The organism is Bacillus cereus group sp. BfR-BA-01441 (assembly GCF_022663075.1).
In the GTDB taxonomy this organism is placed as follows: domain Bacteria; phylum Bacillota; class Bacilli; order Bacillales; family Bacillaceae_G; genus Bacillus_A; species Bacillus_A cereus.
In genome coordinates this window covers 88,180-114,259 of the sequence record NZ_JAKUEU010000005.1, presented here as the reverse complement: position 1 = coordinate 114,259, position 26,080 = coordinate 88,180, and the positions used below count along the sequence as shown (strand labels likewise).

Genomic DNA, 26,080 nt, shown 5'->3' with positions numbered 1-26,080 from the left:
TTTTATGGAAAATACACCTTTATATGTAATATTTAAATATTACGCCTGAAAACAAAATCCATTATTCCAGCTATGTTATTTCATATTATGAATAATATGTTAGCATTCTTAGGATAAAGAGAGGTATCATGATGATACCTCTCTTTACTCTTTTTATAACAACTTCTTTATACTAATTTTAATTTCTTTAATTGTCTTATTAGCGAGGATAAATGGATTACAAGCACAATGTAAAAGTATACACAACATAGGATTTATTATTTTTATTGCGGGACTACTGGGGGTTATTTTCTGGGTTCTCATGTCTGCAGGTGATTCATTCTATATCTAATTGAATCCTTGTATAAGAAAACAAAAAAGCAGGGAAATTAATTCCCTGCTTTTCTATTTGGTTTATTGCCTGATTGTAAGAAGAACGATAACACCCAAGCGATACCTGCTAGTATCGTTGCGATTAAGAAGGCATCGTTAATACCGTTAATTGCAGATAGCTTTGAAATTTGTCCATATAATAGTTGTGTGCTCATCGCGTCTCCTGCTTGAGCTGATCCAGCTAAGGCCGCTAAGCTTTGACCCATGCCGTGTACTTTATCAACTAAAATTGGGTTTGATGTTGTTAACATGTTGCCGTAATCAGCTACGTGAGCAGTCGTTTGTTGCGTCATAAGTGTAATTAAAATAGCTGTTCCGATTGAACCCGCTACTTGTCTTGACGTATTTTGCGTTGCTGTACCGTGAGAAATTAATTTCATCGGCAGCGCGTTCATACCAGCTGTCATAATTGGCATCATAATGAATGACATACCAATTGAACGTATAATGTAATCCGTCATAATAACGCTATACGGCGTATCCATCGATAATTTTGTAAATTCATATGTCGCATACGTCGTAATTGCCAATCCAATTATCGCTAATGGACGAATACCATATTTATCGAATAATTTACCCGCTACTGGTCCCATGATCCCCATAATTAATGATCCTGGAAGAAGTAGTAAACCAGATTCAATTGGCGTAAAGCCACGAATGTTTTGCAGATATACTGGAAGCAATAACATACCTCCGAATAATGCCATCGTAACGATTGCATTAATTACTAAAGTAAAAGTAAATACTGGATATTTAAATACTTGTAAATCAAGCATTTTATTGTCCGTTGTTAACTCTCTCCAAATAAATAACGCTAAACCAATTACACCGATAACAAGTGAAATAATGACTTCTGCACTAGTCCAACTATTATTTCCAGCTTCACTAAATCCGTACAATAAGCTTCCTAGTCCAATACTTGAACTAACCACACCGAATATATCTAATTTCGTTTTAGACACCGGCTGAGCTAGTGTAAAGAATTTTAAAGATAGGAACGTAATAATTAAACCAATAATAAACATCGCATAGAACATTAAGTTCCAGCTATAGTTTTCAATCACCCAACCTGTTACAGTTGGTCCGATAGCTGGTGCTAAAATCATCGCTACACCTAGTAATCCCATCGCCGCTCCGCGTTTATGAGGCGGGAATAACGTCATGAAGATATTCATACCAACCGGCATTAAAATACCCGCACCAACTGCTTGAATTACGCGACCTGTCATCATCATTGTAAAGTTTCCTGAAGTAGCACAAATGATAGATCCTACCGTGAAGAATAACATTGCTGCTACGAATAATTTACGATACGTAAATCGTGAAACTAAAAAGGCACTAATCGGTACTAAAATACCATTTACAAGCATGAAGCCTGTAATTAACCATTGTGCTGTTGAAGTTGATACATTAAATTCATTCATTAACGGAGGTAATGCAACATTAATGATTGTTTGGTTTAAAATAGAAACGAACATGCCTAGAATTAATACAGCTACAACTGCTTTTGCGTTCACATTCTCTACAGGCATAGACATTTGTTTTTTCGGCACTTCTTTTTCTTGTTTTACTTCTTCTTGCTTTCCTGTTTCTAACTCAACTACATTAGAAATTTCCGATTCTTGCTTTCGTTCAATTTCTTTCTCTTTTGTTTCAACTTTACTTACTTCTATTTTACTTACGGCTGGGACTTGTTCTTCTCCCATTTTCGTTTTTTTCTTTCGTAAAAGACGATTTACAAGGAAGAAGACGATTATACAAAATAGTGCATATCCTGCAATTACAATTGAGGACATCTCATCTCCCCCTTACTTATGAATACGAACTGTCACATTCATGCCAGGAACAATATTTACTGATTTGCTATGATCTAAAGAAATTTTAACTGGTACTACTTGTGTTACTTTCGTATAGTTCGCTGTTGCGTTGCTTGATGGCAACATAGAGAATGTATTCGCTGTTGTTAAGCCAACTTGTTCTACTTTTCCTGTTAACGTTGTATCTGGGTATGCATCTACATACACATCTACATCTTGACCTTTTTGAACATCATCAACATCTGTTTCTTCAATGTTTGCTGTTACCCATAAATTGTTCATATCAAATGCATAAGCAATTGGGCTACCCGCTCCAACGAAAGCATTTGTTGTCGCGTTTGATTGTACAACTGTTGCATTTTGTGGAATTGTTACATCTACTGTTTGTTCTCCATTAGCTGCCGCTACAGTAACAGTACCTAATTTATCGTTCTCATTATAATTTTTTCCTACTTCAGCTTTCCAGTCAGTTAGTTTACCTGCTACTGGTGAAGCAACCGGAATTACCTTTCCATCAATCTTTGCATTGTCTGTTTTTAAGTAATTTTCCGTTTGATTGTAATAGTAATAACCGCCAATACCGCCGCCAACTAGTACAATTAATGTGATAATGTTGATAATTACCATTCTTCGAAACTGATTCATTGCATTCCTCTCCTTATATCGCATATAATTTTTTTCTAAACTATTTATGTCCTTATTGTTTAGATTGTTTAATTGTTAATTATATTAACCTTTTAACAAAAAAATCACACCATCTGCAGCGTAAATCGAAATTTATCTACCTGCGAGCGGTGCTGATTTCTGAAGGACTATCGTTTATAATTATAAATAATTATTTTGAATCTACAACCGACAATTTACGTATGAAATGTTGCTTAAACAACAATATAATACCAATATGTTGTTTAAGTATAGAAAATTAAACGAGGAGAAGGAAAATGTCTATTAAAAATACAAATGATCCACGTGTAAAGCGAACGAGACAACTCATTCAGGATGCTTTTGTCGCTTTAGTAGGCGAAAAAGGCTTTGAAAATGTAACTGTGCAACATATCGCAGAACGCGCTCCTGTAAACCGCGCTACATTTTATAGCCATTACCATGATAAATATGACCTATTAGACAAAAGCATTGAAGAAATGTTAGAGAAGCTAGCAGAAGTAATTAAACCGAAAAATAGAAATAAAGAAGATTTTCAACTTACATTTGATTCACCTCATCCTACATTTTTGGCTTTATTCGAACATATCGCAGAAAATGTAAACTTTTATAACGTTATGCTTGGGGATAAAGCTGCCGGAAACTACTCTTATAAAATGATGAAAACAATACAAGTGCATTTAACATTAAGCTTGTCTATTTCACAACCAGATGATGAAGATCTTATGGTTCCTCGTGATATTTTGATTAGTTATGTGACAGGGGCTCACATCGGAATGATTATGTCATGGTTAAAAAGAGGAATGATATATACCCCGCATTTTATGGCGATGCAATTAACTCGTTTAATTATTTTAGGGGCTCATACTGCTGCAGGATTAGAAAGGCCTTTTTAAAACATAAAAAAGCGAAGGAGAAGCTCCTTCGCTTTTTCTATTAATTAAATGTAATGTTATGTACAGCCTCTTTATCAAGACGTTTAATAACTTCTACAATTAACTTCACTGCATTTTCATAATCATCACGATGTAACATTGCCGCATGAGAATGGATATAGCGCGTTGCAATTGTAATTGCCATAGAAGGAATACCATTTACAGCAATGTGAATCGCACCCGCATCCGTTCCTCCGCCTGCTACTGAATCATATTGATACGGGATTTGTAATTCATCAGCAACATCAACTACGAAATCACGTAAACCTGTATGTCCAATAACAGAAGCATCATATAAAATGATTTGTGGCCCATCGCCCATTTTACTTTGTGCTTCTTTTGACGTTACACCCGGTGTATCTCCAGCGATACCAACATCTACTGCGAACGCGATATCTGGTTTAATATAATTCGCAGATGTTTTTGCGCCACGAAGACCAACTTCTTCTTGTACAGTTCCAACGCCATATACAACGTTTGGATGCTTTTCATCTTTTAATTGTTTTAATACGTCAATTGCAATTGCACAACCGATTCGGTTATCCCATGCCTTTGCAAGTAACATTTTTTCATTCTTCATCACTTGGAATTCAAAGTAAGGTACAACTTGATCTCCTGGTCGTACGCCCCACTCCATCGCTTCTTCTTGGCTAGAAGCACCGATATCGATGAACATGTCTTTAATTTCAACTGGCTTTTTACGAGCTTCTGGAGGTAAAATGTGCGGTGGTTTTGAACCAATTACACCTGTTACATCTCCTTTACGCGTTACAATCGTCACGCGTTGCGCAAGCATAACTTGTGACCACCAGCCACCAACCGTTTGGAAGCGAAGGAAACCTTTGTCATCGATTTGTGTAATCATAAATCCAACTTCATCTAAATGACCTGCAACCATAATTTTCGGGCCGTTTTCTTCCCCTACTTTTTTCGCAACTAAACTCCCTAAATTATCAGTAGAAAGTTCGTCCGCAAACGGCTCAATATATTTCTTCATTACTTCACGTGGTTCACGCTCATTACCAGCAATACCACGTGCATCTGTTAATTCTTTTAGCATTGTCAATGTCGCGTCTAATTTTGTCATTGCCAACACCCTCCTTTTTCTTCAGTCAATTCATTATACAATAATTAAATTGAAATATTCAAAAATTAAATTAGTATCCTTGTGTTTGACGCTGATGATTTACTTCATTTTTATCTAAATATGCTTTTTCAATCTCTTCTTGTTCAAATTCAAGTGCTTGTCCAAGTCGAAGATAGCTCGTAAATAATTCAATATAGTTTGTAATAGATGGTTGATCTGTAAAACGAATTACTTTCGCATATGTGTCTAAGAAAATTTCCACTTGTGTTTTATTCGTCTGTGCACATTTATAGAATAGGAAGTTTTTATCAATACCTAAATCAATTCCGATTGATAAAATAAAATGCAAACCATCTACGTATTCTTCTAATATTACTTCACGTTCTGATGCTGGTTTGTTGCTCCAATATTTAAAACAACGTGTTTCATTTGCAAGTTCTCCAATTTCTACAAGAAGAGCTAACATTTTTTCTTTTAACAATTTTTTCGGTTGTAAGTCATGTTCTTTTGCAATACGGTCATCTAATTCTTTTTGTAATTTAAATAGTTGTAGTAAGTCCATTCTATTGTCCTCCTCCAACATCGCATTTTACGCAACAATGTTGTTTCATCTCAAAGTTCATTATTATGTTTCAGTTCTTATGAATAAGTCAGCTATCTAACTCTTTATAAAATAGCTTGTCCTTAATTTACAAATACGTTTCAGTCATCGCTCTTAAATTGTTCATCTGATGAAAGTTCCATATCATCTTTCCATTATAGCAGTGTCGTTTCAGCTAGGAAAGATACTCTTCTTTCCAAACGAGCAGAATTGAAAAAAGCCAGGAGTATTCTCCTGACTTCATATGTATATTCTTCTATACTGCTATAACTTTTATATTGATTTTGTCATATTGATAACAACATAGCCGTTAATCTTTAGAATTTCTTTCACTTCTAACTTCTATTTGAATACAAATAAAAAAACCTTAGAAGAAAATTCTTCTAAGGTTTCAACTAATTAATTAGTTAATGTTGTTTTTTGCAACTGTTGCTAATTCAGCGAAAGCTTTTTCGTCATGAACAGCTAAGTCAGCAAGCATCTTGCGGTTAACTTCGATGCCAGCATTTTTAAGACCGTGCATTAAGCGGCTGTAAGAAAGACCATTCATACGAGCTGCTGCGTTGATACGTGTAATCCATAATTTACGGAAGTCACGTTTCTTTTGACGGCGGTCACGGAATGCATACATTAGAGATTTCATAACCTGTTGGTTAGCAACCTTGAATAATGTATTTTTTGAACCGTAGTAACCTTTTGCTAATTTAATTACTTTTTTACGACGTTGACGAGTAACTGTACCACCTTTTACTCTTGGCATAATATTACCTCCTAATTGTTCTATATATCAGCCGAACTTATTTTAAGTTGTCAAGCATTTGACGAATGCGTTTGAAGTCACCAGCGCTTACTACACCAGCTTTACGTAGTTTACGTTTAGCTTTTGTAGATTTGTTAGCGAATAAATGGCTTGTGTAAGCGTGAGAACGTTTCAGTTTACCTGATCCAGTCTTTTTGAAACGCTTTGCAGCGCCGCGATGAGTTTTTTGTTTAGGCATAGGTATTTCCTCCTCTATCTATTACTTATCGTTTTTCGGTGCTAAAACTAAGAACATACTGCGTCCTTCCATTTTAGGCTTAGATTCAACTGTGCTAACTTCAGCACAAGCTTCTGAGAAGCGATCTAAAACACGTTGACCGATTTCTTTATGAGTAATGGCACGTCCTTTAAAGCGAATTGATGCTTTAACCTTGTCGCCTTTCTCTAAAAACTTGATAGCATTACGAAGTTTTGTGTTAAAGTCGTGTTCATCAATTGTTGGACTTAAACGAACTTCTTTCATGCTAATTACTTTTTGATTTTTGCGCTGCTCTTTTTCTTTCTTCTGTTGCTCAAAGCGGAATTTACCGTAGTCCATAATGCGGCATACTGGCGGTTTCGCATTTGGAGCAACTAATACTAAATCAAGATTAAGATTTGCAGCTAAGTCTAAAGCGTCATTACGAGACTTGATTCCAAGTTGATCGCCATTTGCGCCAACTAAACGTACTTCACGTGCACGAATTTGCTCGTTAATCATCATATCCTTGCTAATAGTAAGCCACCTCCAAGGTTTTCTCAGAACATATTTTGTAGTCATAGAACCCGAACAAAAAAAGTGCGGGCATACGACACCCACACTTGTAAAATCTTAAGTAAGAAATACATTTACCTGTTAACTGCGAATGCGTCCATCAGGTGAGAAGCGGGTGCTTCTACTTGTTCCACAAAACAATATTCTATTATCCTTGATGAGTTTATCATAGGACATGACGTCTGTCAAGAAGACGCGATGTGTTTTACTAACAACAAGAAATATTGTAACAAACAACTAACATACTTGCAATACTTTTTTATGATAAGTATTACATGGTTATTTTTTCTAATTTTTCTCAAGTATATTACATAAAAAAGCCGCGGTATACCGCGGCTTTTTCTTATCGTTTTCCTTCTACTTTAATCATGTCAACAAAAGCATCTAATGCGATTGTTTCTGATTTTTGTTCACCATATTTACGTACGTTTACGCCGTTTTCAGTTACTTCATTGTCACCTACTACAAGCATGTACGGAATTTTTTGCATTTGTGCTTCACGGATTTTGTAACCGATTTTCTCTTCACGAGTGTCTAATTCAACACGGATACCAGCACGACGCAATTCGTCTTGTACTTTCTTCGCATAGTCTAAATGTACTTGCGGAGAAACTGGAATTACTTGTACTTGAACTGGAGCTAACCATGTTGGGAATGCACCTTTGTATTCTTCAATTAAGAAGGCTACAAAACGTTCCATAGTTGATACAACACCACGGTGAATTACAACTGGACGATGTTGTTTACCGTCTTCACCGACGTATGATAATTCAAAGCGTTCTGGAAGCAAGAAGTCTAATTGTACAGTTGAAAGTGTTTCGTCTTTTCCAAGAGCAGTACGAACTTGAACGTCAAGTTTTGGACCGTAGAATGCCGCTTCACCTTCAGCTTCATAGTAATCAAGACCCATTTCATCCATAGCTTCTTTTAACATACCTTGTGCTTTTTCCCACATCTCATCATCCGCATAATACTTTTTAGTATCTGCTGGGTCGCGGTAAGATAGACGGAATGAGTAGTTCTCTAAACCGAAATCTTTGTACACTTCTAGAGTTAAGTTTACAACACGTTTTAACTCTTCTTTAATTTGATCTGGACGAACGAAAATATGCGCATCGTTTAAAGTCATTCCGCGTACACGTTGTAATCCAGATAACGCACCTGACATTTCATAACGGTGCATTGTTCCAAGTTCCGCAATACGGATTGGTAATTCACGGTAGCTGTGAATATCATTTTTATAAACCATCATATGATGAGGACAGTTCATTGGACGAAGAACTAATTCTTCGTTATCCATTTCCATTGATGGGAACATGCCATCACGGTAGTGGTTCCAGTGACCAGAAGTTTCATAAAGCTCTCTGCTTCCTAGTACTGGAGTATATACGTGATCATAGCCTAAGCTTGCTTCTTTATCAACGATATAACGCTCGATAATACGACGAATTGTTGCACCCTTTGGTAACCAAAGTGGTAAACCTTGTCCTACTTTTTGGCTATTAGTAAATAGTTTTAATTCTTTACCTAATTTACGGTGATCGCGCTCTTTCGCTTCTTCAAGCATACGTAAGTGCTCATCTAATTCCGCTTTTTTAACGAATGCAGTACCGTAAATACGTTGTAGCATTTTATTATTGCTATCGCCGCGCCAGTAAGCACCTGCAACGCTTAATAATTTAAACACTTTAATTTTCCCTGTAGATGGAAGGTGAACACCACGACAAAGGTCGAAGAATTCGCCTTGCTCATAGATTGAAATAACTGCATCTTCTGGAAGATCGTTAATTAAATCTAATTTTAACTCATCGCCGATTTCTTCAAAGCGACGAATTGCTTCTGCACGTGGTACTTCATGACGAACGATTTCTAAGTTCTCGTTCACGATTTTTTGCATTTCTTTTTCGATTTTCTTGAAGTCTTCAACTGTAATTGCTTCTTCCATATCAATATCGTAGTAGAAGCCATTTTCAATTACTGGACCAATGCCGAGCTCAACCTTAACATCTTTATATAAACGTTTTAACGCTTGTGCTAAAAGGTGGGCTGTTGAATGGCGTAAAATATATAGGCCATCTTCAGAATCTAATGTAATGATAGAAACTGCACCATCTTCTTCGATTGGTGTAACAAGATCGATCATCTCATCGTTTAATTTTCCAGCTACAGCTTTTTTCTTTAAGCCTGGGCTAATAGAAGCTGCGATTTCTTCAGTTGTTACGCCTTTTGGAAACTCCTTCACAGCTCCATCAGGGAAAGTAATTTTAACTACATCTGCCATCACTGGTCACTCCTCTTTTTCTCAAAATAAAAAACACTCATCCCGTAAAAAGGGACGAGTGTTGAATTCGTGGTTCCACCCTTGTTCCAATTAACATAATTGTTAATTGCTCAAGTTCAACATAACGGTGTTGTCCGTTAGCAATTACTAGAAAAACCGTTCACTGCTAAAGTTTAGAGGTGGTAAGTAATAATCCCGTACTAGGAAGCTCACACCCTAAGGCTTCCCTCTCTGAAAATCGTAGAAAACTACTCATGTCCTCATCATGACATTTCAATATATTTCATTTATGTAGGTAATTATATGCTCAAAAACTTAGAAAATCAAGGGCGTTACCTTTATTTTTTAAATTTTTCACATTGCGCTCAAAATCATGTAATCCATGTAATTGGACCCGTTCTTGGAACACATTTCGCAAAGTAATAATCATATTATGGTCTTGTTCTTTCGTATATAAATAAATCTTTTTAGGCGAAATAGAAAGAAGCGGCGCAATTACTTTCGTATCAATATATACATCATTTTGCTTTAATAATTCCTCATCTATATATTGGACCAACTTCTCCTGTTTTAAACGTCTACCTTTATCATCATAAAAGATAAAGCTTTCATCAAAAATAAGATGCACGCAAGACAAACGTGATTTACGGCTACTTACTTGTTGCCGAAGCGTCTCAATGAACATTTGGTATTCTTGCTCCATCTTATATTCATCAATTGCCACTTCCGCAAGTTTAGCCACCATTTCCCTATATGTACGAAGACGAAAACGGATATATGATGAAAACGAGAATGAGAGCGGATCACAAAGCCAATTATTTAAAGAAGACTTAATATATGACTCAAATGCGTTACGCGTTAAATCCTGAGCTACACCTTTTCTTCTTCCCTTTAAAATCTCATGTGCCATGTGCAATATTTGATGACACTCTTCTTGTTCTTCATAAAAAAACTTTTCTTTTAAAATCGTATAAATCCACTCATTTTGTTTCACATTCACAATGAAATACACCATTACTGGCAATAAGATCTTTTCAATATAATTCGATTCACGTACTGGTATGTGAATCACCACTTTTTGTTCCTGTAAATACACACTCGTTTCCTTATATAATACTTCCGCTCTTTTCAGCAATTGTCTATATACGTGCATAGCATCATTTTTTTCTTCGAAGCAAATTTCAATCACTTCTGTCCCCCCTTTTATCCCCGCTCTAAAGGACTGTATCTATACGTTACAAATCCTATAAGAGTCCGTTCCGCGTGAAGTTCACTCTTAGTAGAATTACATTTCCTATCGTTAGAAAATCCACTCAATATGGCTTGCTAATTTTATATATATTAAGGGAGGGAGAAAAAAATGATACAAGCTACTATGAATTTTTATTGTATACTTTACTTATCAATAAAATGAGGTATCAGAATGTTTGAATATAAATTCGTAAAAGTCGAATTACATTGGGGGTTCACTCGCTCAAAACCAGCTGAAGACTACCAAGAAATTATTCAAGAACATGCTAGAAATGGCTGGAGGTTCGTACAGATTGTTGCCCCTACGATTGGCAGTTCTGGACAACCTGAATATTTCGACCTCATATTTGAAAAGAAAATATCACTATAATACAAAAGAGCAAGCCTCTCAGCTTGCTCTTTTACTTATGACGACGGTTTTTCCCACCAATCGGAATTGGTTTCGCTAAATATTTAATTCGTTCCATAATACGTGCTGCCTTCATTTCTTCAGCCTCGCCACGCTGCGTATACGTTAAATGGTGTTCCAGTTGTTTAAAATCAAAATTAGACGTAAAGAACGTCGGTAAGTTTTCTAACATACGGAATTGTAAGATTGCACCGAGTACATCGTCACGGACAAAGCTTGACATCGCTTCTGCCCCGATATCATCTAACATTAAAACTTGTACGCGTTTAACCGCATCAATCTTCTCACCAATCGAATTATCTTGAATTGAACTTTTAATTTCACGTAAAAATTCCGGGAAGTATACGAGCATCGAACTTATTTTCTTTCGAGCAAGCTCGTTCGCTATTGCTCCTAACAAATACGTTTTTCCTACACCAAATTTACCGTACAAATATAAACCTTGTGCTTTTTTACCTGGTTCATATGTACTTAAAAATTCATTCGCTGCACCAATCGCATCGATACGTGCATTTAAATCAGAAGGATCTAAGTTTTCCATAGTTGCCTGTAAAATATCCGTTGGCATATATACACTTTGAACAAGTTTTTCATATTTCTTTCTCTCGTCATGCGCTACTTTTCTAACGCAGCGATCGTATTGAATATCAATCATCTTCCCTTGAATAACAAGCTTTGGCTCGTACCCTTGTAGCATATTTTTACATGAGCCTAAATCCGGACAATCCACGCAACCTACACTTTGTCCAATATATTCATATAACTTCACAAGACTGCGCTCAATCATAGAAGTCGTTACTTCACCCTTATGTTCATCTATAAATTCTTTCACACGCGGATGCGCCATTACTTCTGCCTTTAATACTTCATATCTATTTTTAAAGTTTTCATTTTCCATTAATTTTGCAAATGAATTTTGAATATGCTCCATTTTCTCACCTCAAAGAGCGTTCATTCTCTTCTATTAATCACGCTTATATTTTTTTAACACTTCTTCTAGTCGTTTTCGTTCATCTTCTAGCGTACTTGCATCTTTTTCTACACTTACATCTTTCTTCACTGTTTCTTTCTCTTGTTCTTTCGGCTCTTCTTCCTTAAGCCAATCTGGCACCATTTCTTTCCGCACCGTTTTCTTCGCCGTACGGCCTTTTTTCTTCGTCTCAGCCCACTCTTGATATTGACGGTTCTCTTCTTTCGCTAACGCCATCGCGTCCGCTACTGTACCGACCTTTTTACGTGCCCAATGCCCAGCAATCTTCTCGACATACGTTTTCGCAAGTTTCATATCTGAGCGTAGCATAACGTAATAAATAAGTACATTCACAACTCCTGGTGTCAATTTTTGATTAATCATGACATCTTCAACGATCTGCAAGTCCGCTTTCGTTGCCTCTGCACCACCAGAAATCTCTTTCAATAGTTGTTTTGGTGAGATTTCCTCTAGCTGCTTTATTAGCATCTCCTCTTGCGATGAAGGCTCTTTCTCTTTCATCGTACGTGCAGCATGAGGCTGTACTCTTTCACTTAATACCGGTAATGCTTGACCATTTTCAAATTGATACCAATCGCGCGCTCCTTTTCTAAGCCTTTCCATATCAATTGTTTGCATCTCTGTCACTGCACCAAGAACGATATTTTGCATCGATAACACATCTACACCATACACGTAAGCAAGTGTTATAACGCAGTCTCTCACTTGATCTGTAATCGCCTTTTTAGGAACAAGAGCGGACAATCCATCTACAAATAAAGAGAAATCAAAGAAATCATTCCAAACTTTCGGAGCGTCTCCCTTCTCGTTACTTGGCATAGTTGTCGTTTTTGGAATACGAAGGTCTTCTTGCGCATGCTCAAGCTGTCCTGGATTAAACGAACCAAACACATCATTGAAAGAACGCGTAACATTTTCATAAGAAGCAAAATCAAATTCTTCTTCTAAGAAATATTGCTTTACTTGATTATATTTTGTCCTGCTCAATCGATTGTATAAAAAGATACTTAAAACAATATCATCAAAAAACTGCTTCGGAGATAAAGGTGGTTGCAACTCATATATGAACATTCGAATATCTTTTTCTTTCTTAATATATACCTTCAAAAGCCCAATTGCCTCTAACTTTACTCGTTCCTCATATACTTCAGGAAGTTGCATTTGCATAGTCACCATAAGGGAATGATGCGTATTCTCTTTTCCAAATACACGATCTTGCTCAAGCTCTCCCCATAGTGTCATGTATAAGCTAAAAGCTCTACTACCTATTAACGGCTGATACAACATCGTTAACACTTTTCGGTCGTAATTGTGCAGTAGTCCTTTCGCACTTACTTTATAACGATCAATCGGCAATAGCTCCATCCATGACTGTTTTTCCATTCTTGCTTTTCCTTTCTCTCATCCAATCTATCCTCTACTTCATTCGTTCTATCTTCATTATATAAATTCTTAGTGAAAAAGAGCTATTAGCTTGCGCTTCTAGCTCTCTTATCCTATTACTTACGGTATATAAAGAGAATAAAATACAACTTCTACTCTCTTTCTTTTTGCAGTATATCTTTTAATTCTTCAATAAATACATTTAAATCTTTAAATTGACGATATACAGAAGCAAAACGTACGTAAGCAACATCATCAATATCGCGAAGTTCTTCCATAACAATTTCACCAATCATATCACTTTTCACTTCTGATATACCTAAATTACGCAGTTCACGTTCCACGCTTTGTGTTACTTCTTCTAATTGTCTTAAAGATACTGGTCTTTTTTCACACGCTTTAATTAAACCGCGTAAAATCTTTTCTTTATTAAACTCTTCTCGTGTGCCTTCTTTTTTTACAACGATAAGAGGTGACTCTTCTACCCTTTCAAAGGTCGTAAAGCGACTTAAGCAGCTTTCACACTCTCTCCTTCTTCGAATAGAGCGCCCCTCGTCTACCGGACGCGAATCTAACACTCTTGTACCATTATGAGAACAGGATGGACAACGCAATTCATTCACTCCTTTACACTATACTCTTTATTTTTCTCTACTCACTTCACCTAAAATATATATACAATATTATATAACTCATTCTAACTCTCTTACCACTTTAAATTCCAGCGCATCACTTTATCATCTCATCCTTAAAAATAAGATGGTATATAGGGCACTACCTCATTTGCAAGAGTCCAATTTATTCAACTAACGAGTACGTTATATTTTCCCTTTTTTATAAACTAAAAAAGAGGTGCATTATACACCTCTTTACATTTTAAATCAATTATGTTCTTTTTTAAAGAGCTTTTGTTTCTCTCTGCTTAATTTCGAAGCTACCAGTGCCTCGAGGAAGCTCGATGCTCTCACGCGTTTTCGCGTTTAAACCTTCTGCAATATATTCTGCAGCAACATTTGGATCAATACGATCCCCACAAGTATAAACATCAATACTTGCGTAACCGTGCTCCGGAAAGCTATGAATTGTTAAATGTGATTCTGAGATAATTACTACTCCACTTACACCTTGTGGTGCAAATTTATGGAAAGCAACCTCACGCACTTCAGCACCAGCTCTTAGTGCTGCATCCACAAATAATTGTTCAATATACGGCATGTCATTAAGCTTGTCGAAATCGCAATCCCAAAGTTCAGCGATCACGTGACGACCCATCGTATCCATAGTATCCATTCTACAGTTCCCCCTTGTAAATTTATTCTAACTGTTCGAATTGAAAACTAATTTGCAATTTGGCTTGCTCCACTACCACGGGGGAAAGTTAGTCCAGAGAGGTCCTAACCCTTTAAGTAGTGACTACGTACCTCAGCTCTTAAGTTTACGAGTGTTAGTATACTTTGTTTATTTTCATTTTGCAACAACAGTTTTTTCGATTTTCTGTCATATTTTCCTCTTTACTTTTCCCTAAAAAAAATAAACGATTCACAAATGCAGTAATCACAACGTTTCGTGGTATGTCCACTTTTTAAAATATACTTATATAATTTTTTTCCTTTTCAGAAAAAATTAAAAAAAGAGGGCAAATATTGCCTTGCCCTCTCCTCCCTTATTCACTTAAATGTGTTGCACATTTTCTTGTTTCGCTAACTCTTGAACAACTAATGTTACAAGATCTACAACACGACGAGAGTAGCCCCACTCGTTATCATACCAAGCAAGTACTTTCACTTTACGATCACCCATTACCATTGTAGATAAACCATCGATAATAGCTGAGTGTGTATTTGTATTAAAGTCGATAGATACTAAAGGCTCTTCGCTGAATTCTACAATACCTTTTAACGCACCGTTTGCAACAGTTTTGAATGCATCGTTAATAGCTTCAACTGTCACATCGCGTTTTACATCTACTACTAAATCAACAAGAGACACGTTTGGTGTTGGTACACGAAGTGCCATACCATGAAGTTTTCCGTTTAAATGTGGAAGAACTTTTGCTAGCGCTTTCGCAGCACCTGTCGTTGTCGGAATGATTGATTGTCCGCAAGCACGTGCTCTTCTTAAATCTTTATGTGGGTTATCAATATTTTTTTGGTCATTTGTATAAGCGTGAACTGTCGTCATTAAACCGTTTTCAATTCCAAACTGCTCATCTAACACCTTCACAACAGGCGCTAAACAATTTGTTGTACAAGATGCATTTGAAATAACAGTATGTTTTGTAATATCTAATTGGTCTTCGTTCACACCAACTACAATTGTTACATCTTCATTTTTACCAGGCGCTGTTAAAATAACTTTTTTCGCTCCAGCTTCAACGTGAAGAATTGCTTTTTCTTTCGAATTAAATTTACCAGTTGCTTCAATTACAACTTCAACACCTAAATCTGTCCAAGGCAATTCCTTTGGATCGCGGTTGTTTAAAAGGCGAATCATTTTTCCATCAACTAATAAGTGATCTTCAAATGCTTCTACTGTTCCGTCAAACTTGCCATGAACTGTATCATATTTAATTAAGTGTGCTAACGTTTCAGATGGATAGCTTGCATTGATTGCTACAATTTCGAATGCGCTTTCTTTTATTGCTTGACGAAATACCATTCTCCCAATACGTCCAAATCCATTAATTGCCACACGAGTCATAATATGTTATCCCCCTTGAATGCGTTATACTATTTATCTCCAATCCCAATAATAGTATAACACAAAAAGGGGATATGTCACTAAGCATTTTCATTAATTTCACAATTTTTTAGTCAATAATGTTCCACTTTTTTAAAATTACCTGCAATTGTGTTTTCGTTCCCATAATTGTGCCATCATTATTTATCACTTCATCTGCATTTTTCATTTTTTCTTCTAACGGCATTTGAGATTGAATACGAGCTGTTGCTTCCTCTTCTGAAAAGTTATTTCGTTTCATTAAACGTTCTAATTGCGTATGCGGCTTAACCGCTACAACTAAAATGCGGTCAACGAGACTTGTTAATTTGCTTTCAAATAAGAGAGGAATATCTAACACAACCGCTTGCATACCTTCTTTTATGTACATTTCCTTTTGCCTATTCATTTCCTCACGCACTGCAGGATGAACAATTTTATTTAACTGCAATCGTTTTTCTTCATTATAGAAAACGACACTTCCTAGTTTTGGACGATCTAGTTCTCCATCCTCTTGTAACACTTCCGTTCCAAATACTTCTACTATTTTGTTATATGCTGGTTTTCCTCGCTCTACAACTTCTCTTGCGATAATATCTGCATCAATAACTGGTATGCTCAGTTCACGAAACATTTCTGATACCGTACTTTTTCCGCTTGCAATGCCTCCCGTTAATCCAATTACTACTGTCATAATAATCCTCCTCATAATAAAAGGCGCGAAACTAATGTTCCACGCCCATACTTACATTTTCCAAATTCCAATAATGATGAGTAATACTCCAGGCAGGAATGTAAATTTTTGTAACCATTTCATATTTGATAAAACCGTTCCAAGTTTCATTCCAATAAATAAAAACAAAGAACTCATAACTGCAACTAATATCGCCATCATAGCGGGTGCATACCCTAATAAAGATGCACCAATTCCGGCACCAAATGAATCTACAGAAAGAGCTATACCAAGAAGTAATGCTTCTCCTGCAGAAATGGTGCCTGATTTATCAAAATCTGCTACAGTCGGTTTCCGTAAAATTTGAATCACTAGCCCTAGCGAGGCAATCTCTAATTTCCAGACCTTCTCCTCTTGCTTCGGTTCTTCTTTTTTCTCACTTCGAAAAAATTGATATAATACCCAAATCCCTATTCCAATAAGAACAAGCCCACCGATACGCGTTGCGATAACAGGTGAAAATACTTTCGCGATCATATGTCCAATTCCCATTGAAACAAGCATAACAGCCGCTGAACACATTCCGATAATTATAATTGATCTTAGTGGAATTCTTACGCTTCTTAAACCATATGTTAGCCCTACACTACAGCTATCTAAGCTTAATGTAAAAGCTAATAAAATAAGAGATAAATAAAGGTACATCGGTAAGCTCCTCCCTTATACATAGCTCTGCTGTATGTATATGACAAATGCCTATCCGATGTTATCTCTTTTCTATATTCTAGGCTGACAAATTGGGCAGTAATGCGTTCCTCGCCCGCCAACAACTGTTTTTTCTAATATCGTGCCACAAGTTACGCACGGCTCTCCTTTTTTCCCATATACATTTAGGATTTCTTGGAACGAACCAATTTGCCCTTGTGAGTTGATATACGTCCGAATTGTACTTCCGCCACGCTTTACTGCTTCGCCTAGCGTTGTAACGGTAGCCTCATAAATTCGCTCAATTTCTTCTACTGTTAAAGACGAAGCTTCTCGTTCTGGATGAATTTGAGAACGGAATAAAACTTCATCTACATATATATTTCCAAGCCCTACTAAAAGACGCTGGTCCAGTAGCACAACTTTTATTTTACGATTTGTCTTTTGTAATCTTTCTTGTAAATACTGCGGTGTCATTTCAGCATCAAATGGCTCCGGACCTAAGTCAGCAAGAGGCATTTGGTTCATTTCTTCACCTTTCTTAAAGAGATGCATCGTACCAAACTTTCTCACATCTTTATAATGTAATTCCGTTCCATCTGTAAATAAGAAACGGACGTGCGTATGTTTATCAATCGGCTCATCCTCTTGATGTAATAAAAACTTACCTTCCATACGCAAATGTGAAACAATGACATAATTCGTTACATATAAAAGCAAAAACTTTCCTCTTCGCTTTATATTTTCAATCTTCTCGCCTTTTAGCATTTCTTTAAAGATTTCTGCATCATCCGGTCGTTTCACTATTTTTGGATAAGTAACAATAACATCTTCAATCGTTTTTCCTGTTACAAGATTTTCAAGTGTCCGTCTGACGTTTTCAACCTCTGGTAATTCAGGCATTTCATCACTTCCTTATTTTGCGTCGTACCAAGTTGGACCGTAAGAATAATCAACTTTCAGCGGAACTGCAAGTTCAATCGCATGTTCCATTACTTCAGGTACAAGCTGCTCTAATTTTTCGATTTCTTCTTTTGGTGCTTCAAATATTAATTCATCGTGTACTTGCAGAAGAAGACGCGCTTGTAATCCTTCTTCTTCTAAACGATCTGCCATAATAATCATCGCTTTTTTAATAATATCTGCTGCAGTACCTTGAATTGGTGTATTCATCGCTGTACGCTCAGCGAAGCTACGCAAGTTAAAATTACGACTCGTAATTTCTGGAATATAACGGCGACGATTTAATAATGTAGCTACATATCCTTTTTGTTTCGCATCTTTTACGATGTCCTCCATGTATTCTTGTACACCAGGGAAACTTTCTAAATACTTTTCAATAAATTCCGCTGCTGCTTTTCTTGTAATTCCTAAGTTTTGTGAAAGACCATAATCACTAATACCATACACAATTCCGAAGTTAACAGCTTTCGCTTGTCGTCTCATATTTGAAGTTACTTCATCTTTTTCAACGCCAAATACATCCATAGCTGTTTTCGTATGAATATCCATGTCATGTTGGAACGCTTCAACTAGCCCTTTATCATTTGCAATATGAGCTAATACACGCAGTTCGATTTGTGAATAATCAGCCGCATACATAATCCATCCTTCTTCTGATGGAACAAATGCCTGACGAATCTTTCTTCCTTCTTCTAATCGAATCGGGATATTTTGCAAGTTCGGATCCGTTGAACTTAATCGACCTGTTTGCGTTAACACTTGATTAAAGCGAGTATGAATTTTAGATGAATCTTCATGTACAACTTTCAGTAAACCTTCAATGTAAGTTGAATTTAGTTTCCCTAATTGACGATAATGTAAAATATTTGGAATAATTTCATGGTGATTCATAAGCTTATCTAGTACATCAGCTGACGTAGAATAACCTGTTTTCGTCTTTTTAATAACCGGTAAGTTTAAGTTCTCAAACAGAATAACACCAAGTTGCTTCGGTGAATTAATATTAAACTCTGTTCCCGCAAGCTTATAGATTTCCTGTTCCATTTCCTTTAATCTACCCGCAAGTTCTTCTCCCATATTACGAAGACGCTCTGTATCAACTTTTACACCCTTTACTTCCATATCAGCTAATACACGTGCAAGCGGCAATTCTAACTCTGTAAACAGTTCATATTGCTCATTCTTCTTTAACTCTTCAACGAATGTTTGCTTTACATCATATAATACATGCACTTTACGAGCCACATGCTCCGCGACTACCTTTAACTCTGGAACAGCACGCTTCGCACCTTTTCCGTAAACTTCTTCATCTGATTTCACAGCATGCGTTTCTTTCATTTTCGCTACAGTACGGAAATCTTTATCTGTATCAGCCGGGTCAAGTAAATAAGCAGCGATTAATAGATCAAAGTCAATCCCTTGCATATCTATCCCATTCCATTTCAGTGCAACGATTGCACGCTTCGCATCAAATGTATGCTTTCTCATCTCTCCATCTGCAAGCCACTCTTTAAAAGCGTCTGACTTAAGAGCAATGTCTGTCTGAATAAAGTAACATCCATTTTCATTTTGAATACCGAAACCTTGAATGTCTGCTTTATGATAGTTATCTTCTTGTACTTCAACGATAAGCGCACTATCTTGCTGAAGCATTTCTTCTGTAACTTCTTCCACAATATCAAATGTAATATTATCTAATTCAGCTGGAGCTGTTTCTTCTGGCGTAACGCCTAATTTATTTAAAAGAGATGTAAATCCTAAACTCTCGAACATTGGAATGACATCACTTGCTTCATATCCTTTATACGCCATATCATCCACATGAACTTTAATCGGCGCATCTGTAATAATAGTTGCAAGATCCTTACTCATAAGAGCTTGTTCTTTATTTTCTTCCAGTTTTTCTTTTAATTTCTTCCCACTTACTTGATCTATATTTTCATACACCGCTTCAACCGTTCCAAACTGTGTTAACAATTTAATTGCCGTTTTTTCACCAACTCCTGGTACACCCGGTATATTATCTGACTGGTCTCCCATTAAACCTTTCATATCGATAATTTGCTTTGGTGATAAGCTGTATTTTTCAAATAAAGCTTCTTTCGTATATTCATCCACTTCTGTAATCCCTTTTCGCGGAATACATACAAGCGTGTTATCAGAAACAAGTTGAAGTAAATCTTTATCTCCTGAAATAACTTTTACACTTGCCCCTTGCTCACTCGCTTCTTTCGCTAACGTTCCCATGATGTCATCCGCTTCATAATTTTCTAATTCATAACGCGGTACATTGAACGCATCCAGCATCTCACGAATAAACGGGAACTGCTCTGATAATTCAGGTGGAGTCTTTTGACGTCCTCCTTTATACTCACTATACGTTTTATGACGGAACGTTGTTTTGCCTGCATCAAACGCCACTAACATATGAGTTGGCTTTTCTTCCTCTAATATTCTCATTAACATCATTGTAAAACCGTAAATTGCGTTCGTATGTATACCTTTGTCGTTATTTAAAAGCGGTAGTGCAAAGAAAGCACGATACGCGATATTATTACCATCTACTAATACGACCTTTTTTTCCAAAATTGAAACCTCCCCATACAAATTTGAAATGATTTTTTTCACAGAAAAAAACCGTTCCTTTCCTCTCTCTATATTAACATGACTAATAGAGAGAAGAAAAATAACGGCTATTTTCTTTCATATATAAAACAGACTTATATTGGCATAAAGGGAAGTGACGAGAACAGCTTAACTATTCTCGTCCAAAATTACTCCTTGGATGAAGGGGTTTTCATGTATTATATTAACAGAGCTTTATTAATATTTAATTAAGCCATTGTTAATATATTGTAAACATCCTTCATCCTATTTTTCAGTTGCTGATTTCGGTAAAACAACTGTAAACGTTGTCCCTTCTCCAACTTCACTATCTACTGTAATCGTACCTTGATGCGCCTCAACTAAATGCTTTACGATCGACAATCCAAGGCCGGTACCACCAGTATTTCTACTTCTTGCTTTATCCACCCGGTAGAAACGTTCAAAAATACGCGGAATTTCCTCTTTACTAATACCAATTCCAGTATCCGATACTTTTATATAAGCATTATATTTATCTTCCGCTAACTCTACTGAAACAACGCCTCCAGCCGGTGTATATACGATTGCGTTATTAATTAAATTAATAAAGATTTGTTTCAAACGACTTGGATCTCCAATAACAGAGACACGTTTTAATACATTAACTTGTAAAGAGATTTCTTTTTCTCCTGCTTTATTATCAAGTACCATATGAATATCTTCAAGCAGCCCCTTCATATCAACGGTTCCCATATTTAATTTAAATCCTTGTTGTTCGATCTTCGACAAATCTAATAAATCTTCAATTAATCCTTGCATGCGCTCACTTTCTTTTAAAATAATGTGCAAGAAATGTTCGCAGAATTTTTTATTATCCATCGCTCCGTCTAAGAGTGTTTCTGAAAAACCTTTAATAGAAGTAATCGGTGTCTTTAATTCATGAGAAACATTCGCTAAAAAGTCTTTTCTCATTTGTTCTAATTTCTTTAACTCTGTTATGTCATGGAATACGAGAACAATCCCTTTCCATTCATGGTTTGTCCCGATAATCGGCGCTCCATATACTTCGAAATGCTTCCGTTCAATTCCAAGTGGCAATAACATTTGTTTACGCACTTTCACTTCTGTCATAAAGATTTCTTCTACAAGCTCAATAATTTCTGTATGATGAAACGATTCATAATATAAGCGATCTAAATATTCTTCATCTGTTACGTGGAAAGTTTCCTTATAAGAGCGGTTTACAAGGTTTATATATCCTCGGCTATCAATTAAAATCATTCCGCTTCCCATATTTTCAATTAACGTATGCAGACGATCTTGCTGCATTTCTTGTTCAAGTGTCATCTCTTGTAAATTTCGAGCTAAAATATTAATCGCTTTACTCAGCATTCCAGTTTCATCCGAATGACTTTCGTATGCACGTGCTTTATAATTGCCCTTTGCCAATTCAATTGCAACTTTCGTAACCGATTCAATTGGCCTAATATATTGCCCTGTAATTTTCATACCTAAAAATACAACTACGAGACAAGCAATGACAAATCCGATAATTAATAATCCCCACGTTTTTTGATGTACGTCTCTTAAAGGATCAATTATACTTTTCACCAAAATGTATCCTTGTTTTCCTTCTACATCTTGAACGAACACCGCATGATAAAATTCATTCTTTCGATCCGTTTCTTTCGTAATCACTTTACTTCGTTGTTTTGCCACTTCCGAAGAAAGTTCTTTAATCGTCTCTGGACTAAATGCCAATTCTTGTCCTTTTCTATATTGAACTTTCTTTTTTTCATCCAAAAATACGATAGAAGCTGGTATTTTTTCTTCTAACTTTTCAAATATGTATGGGTTTTTTAAGACATTATCAAAACCTTGCTCTTCTGCTAACGTCGCAACATACTCTGTCTCTTTTACCATTCTCTCTTTAGCATGATCTATATAGTAGTTTTCAAACACAGTTTCTAGTAATAAACCTAGTCCAACTAAAATAAATACAATAAGAGAAACAAATGTAAAAAGAAGCCTGGAACGAAATTTATTCATTCCCTTTTGGCTCCTCTAATTTATATCCTAAACCACGTATCGTTTTAATGTACGTCGGTTTTTTCGTATTTTGTTCAATTTTATCGCGCAAATGGCTAATATGAACATCAACAATTCGTGTATCACCAGCAAAATCGTAATTCCATACAGCACTTAGTAATTGATCACGTGTCAACACGCGACTTTTATTTTTCGCAAGATACACAAGTAGTTCAAATTCTTTTGGTGTTAATTCAAGCTTTCTTCCTTGGAAATAAGCCTCATAAAATTCCGGTAAAATTTTAAGTTCTGCAATTGTGATGCTATCTTCATCTGGCGCTTCTGCAACTTGTTCTTCTTGTTGTAATTTCGTACGACGCAAAATCGCCTTCACACGAGCAACAACTTCTCTTGGACTAAATGGCTTTGTCATATAATCATCCGCCCCAAGTTCAAGGCCTAGCACCTTATCAAACTCATCATCTTTTGCCGTTAACATTAAAATCGGCGTCATAACGCGCTGCAATCGTAATTCTTTACACACTTCCATACCATCCATTTTCGGAAGCATTAAATCTAATATAATTAAATCTGGGCGTTCTGTTGTCGCTTTTTGAAGCGCCATTTCTCCATCCATCGCTGTTATAACTTCAAACCCAGCTTGTTGTAAATTAAATTCGATTAAAGTTAAGATAAATTCCTCATCATCAACTACTAAAATACGATTGTTCATTCTTTTCCTCCAAGTTATAGACTTGAAACCTTCTTCATCCTAGTATTTTCCCCGTTATTCTCATCATACTAGAAAACAAGGTCCCTCTCAATATAATTGTCTATTCATGGAGATCGTTTGTGTAGAATTGAGAAAATAGAAGTAATTACGATTCACCTGCAACTACACAGGATTTTGCCAAACTTTATAGATTGCTCTCTCTTCTTTAAAGCTCACTTCCGTATGAACTATAAAATCTTGATTTTGTGCTAGGAAAAACGAAAGAGCATACGCTATTTTATAATCTGGTGTTTCATATCCATCAAATACTCTCCCGTACATTTCATTCGCAACCCCGTCTGCCCACACTTCAGCTTCTCTTACCGTTTCAAAGATTACGTCTTCTCTTTTCCACCTCACCTAAAAAACCACTCCTTTAATTGACTTCAATTACCGATAATTATATTATTAATCTTAATATATAAATTAATAATATAAAGAGGTCTATTATGCGACTAATACTATCCATTCTATCTTTAGCAGTCACATGTATCCTTGCTTTTAACGCTCCGAGCTGGGATACGATTAAAACGGGGTGCTCAGAATTTGCTGAAGGGTTCAAAGAAGGATTCTTCAACTAAAAATAGCGCTAGCATCCTTATTAAAGGTATGCTAGCGCTATTCATATTTTCATCTTTTAAAAATTATCTAATGCTTTTTCCATAATAGAGACTGATTTAAAAGGTGGCGTTACTGTTAATGAACCTTTCACAACAGTTTCTCCTTTTTCATCATGAGCAGATACAAGCATATCAATTGTATGTTCCTCCTCAGAAACAGCCACAACTTCAAAGTGGATTTGTAACGTTTCATAATGGTGAACATGTTTCACGAATGTAAGGTCCTTTCTCGTAATATGACTTCCTGGACCCGGTAAATATTTCGTAACCGCCGTTGTAATCATTCCCGTTAGCATAATGCTTGGTACAATCGGCTTTTCATACGGAGTTTGGGATGCGTAATCATGCTGAATATATAATGGATTGGCATCATTCGTTAACCCTAAGTACAATAACAAATCTTTATCCTCAATTTTTTCAGTGATAGATAATTTCTCTCCTACTGTAATTTCATCCATTTTACGACCAATTTGAACTTTTTTCTTTAACATGTTACAACCCCCTCCGATTTTTTCACCTTATTATCCTACTAAAAGCGATACCTTATCCGAAATTTACTATGATGAGGGCAATGTATAGTATAAATCTACAGTTTCATTATAGGATATTACAAATGATAGCGTTTTCATATTATTTCAAAAAAACAATTCGGTAAATAGTAGAAAAAGATTCGGAATCCCGAATCTTTTTCACTACTATTCAATTATTAAACAAGAACCTTCATTACATTACGTACAGATTCTACAGAGCGATCTAACGCTTCTTTTTCATCTGCAAGAAGTTCTAATTCAATAATTTTTTCAATTCCGTTACCACCTAGAATTACTGGTACCCCTAAGTAAAGGTCACTATAACCATACTCACCTTCAAGGTACGCAATAGCTGGTAATATACGGCGTTGATCTTTTAAGATTGCTTCTGTCATTTCAACTAAAGAAGCTGCTGGTGCGTAATATGCACTACCGTTTCCTAATAAGCCTACAATCTCACCGCCACCTTTACGTGTACGTTCTACGATTGCTTCTAAACGCTCTTTCGGAATTAACGTTTCTAACGGAATACCGCCTGCATAAGAATAACGCACAAGAGGTACCATGTCGTCACCGTGTCCGCCAAGAACAAATCCTGTAATGTCTTTTACAGAAAGATTTAATTCTTGTGCGATGAATGTACGGAAACGAGCTGTATCTAATACACCCGATTGGCCGATTACACGCTCTTTCGGGAATCCTGCTTCTTTAAATACAGAATATGTCATTGCATCAACTGGATTTGTTAACACAACAATAATTGCATTTGGTGAATGTTTTGCAATGTCGCGCGTAATACTTTTCATAATTTTAGAGTTTGTTGCTACTAAGTCATCACGGCTCATACCAGGCTTACGTGCAATACCTGCTGTAATAACGACAACGTCAGAATCAGCAGTATCTGCGTAATCAGATGTTCCAATAATGTTAGCATCAAAACCTTGTACTGGGCTCGCTTCTAACATATCTAACGCTTTCCCTTTTGTTGGATTTTCCAGTTGTGGAATGTCCACTAATACAACATCTGCAAGTTCTTTTTGTGCTAATAAGAATGCCGTTGTTGCCCCTGTAAACCCTGCACCGATGACTGAAACCTTCTTGCGTTTGATTGTCATAATTTA

Annotated in this window: 26 protein-coding genes, 2 pseudogenes and 2 other annotated features; of the genes and pseudogenes, 5 read left to right on the top strand and 23 right to left on the bottom strand. The window is 36.2% G+C overall.

What is annotated here, in order from left to right:
- Nucleotides 1-36: 36 nt before the first annotated feature.
- Nucleotides 37-117, top strand: a pseudogene (locus tag MR107_RS04205) (CPBP family intramembrane glutamic endopeptidase); the annotation flags it as partial.
- Between the two features lie 58 nt (nt 118-175).
- Nucleotides 176-331: pseudogene (locus MR107_RS04200) on the top strand (DNA-binding protein); the annotation flags it as partial.
- A 37-nt stretch (nt 332-368) separates the two neighbouring features.
- On the opposite strand, the gene MR107_RS04195 reads toward MR107_RS04200, so the two are convergent.
- Nucleotides 369-2,168, bottom strand: a complete 1,800-nt coding sequence (locus MR107_RS04195) for a DHA2 family efflux MFS transporter permease subunit (RefSeq protein ID WP_242292075.1) — start codon at nt 2,166-2,168, stop codon at nt 369-371.
- Nucleotides 2,169-2,180: 12 nt separating this feature from the next.
- Entirely contained in the window at nt 2,181-2,834 is a 654-nt protein-coding gene (locus MR107_RS04190; RefSeq protein WP_001071419.1) for an HlyD family secretion protein, read from the bottom strand.
- Nucleotides 2,835-3,130: 296 nt separating this feature from the next.
- Here MR107_RS04190 and MR107_RS04185 point away from each other — a divergent pair, with 296 nt between their 5' ends.
- Entirely contained in the window at nt 3,131-3,748 is a 618-nt protein-coding gene (locus MR107_RS04185; RefSeq protein WP_000023661.1) for a TetR/AcrR family transcriptional regulator, read from the top strand.
- 40 nt (nt 3,749-3,788) lie between these two features.
- On the opposite strand, the gene MR107_RS04180 is transcribed toward MR107_RS04185, so the two are convergent.
- The 7 genes from MR107_RS04180 to ytxC form a co-directional block, all read right to left on the bottom strand.
- Nucleotides 3,789-4,874: a M42 family metallopeptidase gene (locus MR107_RS04180; RefSeq protein ID WP_000163555.1), complete on the bottom strand. Its 1,086-nt coding sequence runs from the start codon at nt 4,872-4,874 to the stop codon at nt 3,789-3,791.
- 70 nt (nt 4,875-4,944) lie between these two features.
- On the bottom strand, nt 4,945-5,436 hold the full coding sequence (locus MR107_RS04175; RefSeq protein WP_000365050.1) for a dUTP diphosphatase: 492 nt from the start codon (nt 5,434-5,436) through the stop codon (nt 4,945-4,947).
- Nucleotides 5,437-5,878: 442 nt separating this feature from the next.
- Nucleotides 5,879-6,235: a 50S ribosomal protein L20 gene (gene rplT / locus MR107_RS04170; RefSeq protein WP_001138362.1), complete on the bottom strand. Its 357-nt coding sequence runs from the start codon at nt 6,233-6,235 to the stop codon at nt 5,879-5,881.
- Between the two features lie 37 nt (nt 6,236-6,272).
- Nucleotides 6,273-6,473 carry a 50S ribosomal protein L35 gene (rpmI, locus tag MR107_RS04165; protein WP_001125945.1) on the bottom strand — a complete coding sequence of 67 codons (201 nt, stop codon included), beginning with the start codon at nt 6,471-6,473 and terminating at the stop codon, nt 6,273-6,275.
- 21 nt (nt 6,474-6,494) lie between these two features.
- On the bottom strand, nt 6,495-6,998 hold the full coding sequence (infC, locus tag MR107_RS04160; RefSeq protein WP_000973215.1) for a translation initiation factor IF-3: 504 nt from the start codon (nt 6,996-6,998) through the stop codon (nt 6,495-6,497).
- A 63-nt stretch (nt 6,999-7,061) separates the two neighbouring features.
- Nucleotides 7,062-7,182: a sequence feature (ribosomal protein L20 leader region), on the bottom strand.
- 210 nt (nt 7,183-7,392) lie between these two features.
- Complete coding sequence (gene thrS / locus MR107_RS04155; protein WP_000786083.1) at nt 7,393-9,330, bottom strand: threonine--tRNA ligase; 1,938 nt, start codon at nt 9,328-9,330, stop codon at nt 7,393-7,395.
- A 47-nt stretch (nt 9,331-9,377) separates the two neighbouring features.
- Nucleotides 9,378-9,606: a binding site (T-box leader), on the bottom strand.
- Nucleotides 9,607-9,637: 31 nt separating this feature from the next.
- The gene (gene ytxC, locus MR107_RS04150) at nt 9,638-10,519 is read right to left on the bottom strand and encodes a putative sporulation protein YtxC (protein ID WP_000569629.1); all 882 of its coding nucleotides are present in this window, start codon (nt 10,517-10,519) and stop codon (nt 9,638-9,640) included.
- 234 nt (nt 10,520-10,753) lie between these two features.
- On the opposite strand from ytxC, the gene MR107_RS04145 reads away from it, so the two are divergent.
- Nucleotides 10,754-10,951, top strand: a complete 198-nt coding sequence (locus tag MR107_RS04145) for a DUF4177 domain-containing protein (RefSeq protein WP_000464458.1) — start codon at nt 10,754-10,756, stop codon at nt 10,949-10,951.
- A gap of 31 nt (nt 10,952-10,982) precedes the next feature.
- Here MR107_RS04145 and dnaI read toward each other — a convergent pair whose 3' ends face one another.
- From dnaI to MR107_RS04085, 12 genes are all read right to left on the bottom strand, one after another.
- A complete protein-coding gene (gene dnaI / locus MR107_RS04140) occupies nt 10,983-11,921 on the bottom strand; it encodes a primosomal protein DnaI (protein WP_000400104.1) in 939 nt (312 codons plus the stop codon).
- Nucleotides 11,922-11,954: 33 nt separating this feature from the next.
- Nucleotides 11,955-13,364: a replication initiation and membrane attachment family protein gene (locus MR107_RS04135; protein ID WP_000415049.1), complete on the bottom strand. Its 1,410-nt coding sequence runs from the start codon at nt 13,362-13,364 to the stop codon at nt 11,955-11,957.
- Nucleotides 13,365-13,516: 152 nt separating this feature from the next.
- Entirely contained in the window at nt 13,517-13,978 is a 462-nt protein-coding gene (gene nrdR / locus MR107_RS04130) for a transcriptional regulator NrdR (protein WP_001203687.1), read from the bottom strand.
- Between the two features lie 283 nt (nt 13,979-14,261).
- Nucleotides 14,262-14,645, bottom strand: coding sequence for an adenosylmethionine decarboxylase (gene speD, locus MR107_RS04125; protein WP_002003660.1), 384 nt, complete (start codon nt 14,643-14,645; stop codon nt 14,262-14,264).
- A 390-nt stretch (nt 14,646-15,035) separates the two neighbouring features.
- A complete protein-coding gene (locus tag MR107_RS04120; RefSeq protein WP_000198975.1) occupies nt 15,036-16,064 on the bottom strand; it encodes a glyceraldehyde-3-phosphate dehydrogenase in 1,029 nt (342 codons plus the stop codon).
- A gap of 109 nt (nt 16,065-16,173) precedes the next feature.
- A complete protein-coding gene (gene coaE, locus MR107_RS04115) occupies nt 16,174-16,776 on the bottom strand; it encodes a dephospho-CoA kinase (protein ID WP_000219283.1) in 603 nt (200 codons plus the stop codon).
- A 51-nt stretch (nt 16,777-16,827) separates the two neighbouring features.
- On the bottom strand, nt 16,828-17,460 hold the full coding sequence (ytaF, locus tag MR107_RS04110) for a sporulation membrane protein YtaF (protein ID WP_000281744.1): 633 nt from the start codon (nt 17,458-17,460) through the stop codon (nt 16,828-16,830).
- A 72-nt stretch (nt 17,461-17,532) separates the two neighbouring features.
- Entirely contained in the window at nt 17,533-18,363 is an 831-nt protein-coding gene (mutM, locus tag MR107_RS04105) for a DNA-formamidopyrimidine glycosylase (protein ID WP_242292074.1), read from the bottom strand.
- A 12-nt stretch (nt 18,364-18,375) separates the two neighbouring features.
- Nucleotides 18,376-21,009 carry a DNA polymerase I gene (gene polA, locus MR107_RS04100; protein WP_242292073.1) on the bottom strand — a complete coding sequence of 878 codons (2,634 nt, stop codon included), beginning with the start codon at nt 21,007-21,009 and terminating at the stop codon, nt 18,376-18,378.
- 285 nt (nt 21,010-21,294) lie between these two features.
- On the bottom strand, nt 21,295-23,058 hold the full coding sequence (gene phoR, locus MR107_RS04095; protein ID WP_242292072.1) for a sensory box histidine kinase PhoR: 1,764 nt from the start codon (nt 23,056-23,058) through the stop codon (nt 21,295-21,297).
- Nucleotides 23,051-23,770, bottom strand: coding sequence for a two-component system response regulator PhoP (phoP, locus tag MR107_RS04090; protein WP_001065220.1), 720 nt, complete (start codon nt 23,768-23,770; stop codon nt 23,051-23,053). The genes phoR and phoP overlap by 8 nt, the downstream gene beginning before the upstream one ends.
- A 162-nt stretch (nt 23,771-23,932) precedes the next feature.
- Nucleotides 23,933-24,169 (bottom strand): hypothetical protein, encoded by a 237-nt coding sequence (locus MR107_RS04085; RefSeq protein ID WP_001267383.1) that lies wholly within the window; start codon nt 24,167-24,169, stop codon nt 23,933-23,935.
- Between the two features lie 89 nt (nt 24,170-24,258).
- On the opposite strand from MR107_RS04085, the gene MR107_RS31335 reads away from it, so the two are divergent.
- Nucleotides 24,259-24,390 (top strand): hypothetical protein, encoded by a 132-nt coding sequence (locus MR107_RS31335; protein WP_001237022.1) that lies wholly within the window; start codon nt 24,259-24,261, stop codon nt 24,388-24,390.
- A gap of 56 nt (nt 24,391-24,446) precedes the next feature.
- On the opposite strand, the gene MR107_RS04080 is transcribed toward MR107_RS31335, so the two are convergent.
- Together MR107_RS04080 and mdh are read right to left on the bottom strand one after the other, a co-directional pair.
- Nucleotides 24,447-24,920 carry a MaoC family dehydratase gene (locus MR107_RS04080; protein WP_000914180.1) on the bottom strand — a complete coding sequence of 158 codons (474 nt, stop codon included), beginning with the start codon at nt 24,918-24,920 and terminating at the stop codon, nt 24,447-24,449.
- Nucleotides 24,921-25,135: 215 nt separating this feature from the next.
- Nucleotides 25,136-26,074, bottom strand: coding sequence for a malate dehydrogenase (mdh, locus tag MR107_RS04075; RefSeq protein ID WP_000153230.1), 939 nt, complete (start codon nt 26,072-26,074; stop codon nt 25,136-25,138).
- Between the last annotated feature and the right edge of the window lie 6 nt (nt 26,075-26,080).

Excerpts from the sequence above, each read along its gene's own strand:
- phoP (WP_001065220.1), bottom strand. The coding sequence starts at position 23,770 with ATGAACAATCGTATTTTAGTAGTTGATGATGAGGAATTTATCTTAACT.
- MR107_RS04175 (WP_000365050.1), bottom strand. The coding sequence starts at position 5,436 with ATGGACTTACTACAACTATTTAAATTACAAAAAGAATTAGATGACCGT.
- MR107_RS31335 (WP_001237022.1), top strand. The coding sequence starts at position 24,259 with ATGCGACTAATACTATCCATTCTATCTTTAGCAGTCACATGTATCCTT.
- speD (WP_002003660.1), bottom strand. The coding sequence starts at position 14,645 with ATGGATACGATGGGTCGTCACGTGATCGCTGAACTTTGGGATTGCGAT.
- dnaI (WP_000400104.1), bottom strand. The coding sequence starts at position 11,921 with ATGGAGCATATTCAAAATTCATTTGCAAAATTAATGGAAAATGAAAAC.
- mdh (WP_000153230.1), bottom strand. The coding sequence starts at position 26,074 with ATGACAATCAAACGCAAGAAGGTTTCAGTCATCGGTGCAGGGTTTACA.
- MR107_RS04120 (WP_000198975.1), bottom strand. The coding sequence starts at position 16,064 with ATGACTCGTGTGGCAATTAATGGATTTGGACGTATTGGGAGAATGGTA.
- MR107_RS04195 (WP_242292075.1), bottom strand. The coding sequence starts at position 2,168 with ATGTCCTCAATTGTAATTGCAGGATATGCACTATTTTGTATAATCGTC.
- infC (WP_000973215.1), bottom strand. The coding sequence starts at position 6,998 with ATGATGATTAACGAGCAAATTCGTGCACGTGAAGTACGTTTAGTTGGC.
- rplT (WP_001138362.1), bottom strand. The coding sequence starts at position 6,235 with ATGCCAAGAGTAAAAGGTGGTACAGTTACTCGTCAACGTCGTAAAAAA.
- mutM (WP_242292074.1), bottom strand. The coding sequence starts at position 18,363 with ATGCCTGAATTACCAGAGGTTGAAAACGTCAGACGGACACTTGAAAAT.
- phoR (WP_242292072.1), bottom strand. The coding sequence starts at position 23,058 with ATGAATAAATTTCGTTCCAGGCTTCTTTTTACATTTGTTTCTCTTATT.
- rpmI (WP_001125945.1), bottom strand. The coding sequence starts at position 6,473 with ATGCCTAAACAAAAAACTCATCGCGGCGCTGCAAAGCGTTTCAAAAAG.
- MR107_RS04135 (WP_000415049.1), bottom strand. The coding sequence starts at position 13,364 with ATGGAAAAACAGTCATGGATGGAGCTATTGCCGATTGATCGTTATAAA.
- thrS (WP_000786083.1), bottom strand. The coding sequence starts at position 9,330 with ATGGCAGATGTAGTTAAAATTACTTTCCCTGATGGAGCTGTGAAGGAG.
- MR107_RS04190 (WP_001071419.1), bottom strand. The coding sequence starts at position 2,834 with ATGAATCAGTTTCGAAGAATGGTAATTATCAACATTATCACATTAATT.
- MR107_RS04145 (WP_000464458.1), top strand. The coding sequence starts at position 10,754 with ATGTTTGAATATAAATTCGTAAAAGTCGAATTACATTGGGGGTTCACT.
- ytaF (WP_000281744.1), bottom strand. The coding sequence starts at position 17,460 with ATGTACCTTTATTTATCTCTTATTTTATTAGCTTTTACATTAAGCTTA.
- MR107_RS04185 (WP_000023661.1), top strand. The coding sequence starts at position 3,131 with ATGTCTATTAAAAATACAAATGATCCACGTGTAAAGCGAACGAGACAA.
- MR107_RS04080 (WP_000914180.1), bottom strand. The coding sequence starts at position 24,920 with ATGTTAAAGAAAAAAGTTCAAATTGGTCGTAAAATGGATGAAATTACA.
- MR107_RS04180 (WP_000163555.1), bottom strand. The coding sequence starts at position 4,874 with ATGACAAAATTAGACGCGACATTGACAATGCTAAAAGAATTAACAGAT.
- coaE (WP_000219283.1), bottom strand. The coding sequence starts at position 16,776 with ATGACAGTAGTAATTGGATTAACGGGAGGCATTGCAAGCGGAAAAAGT.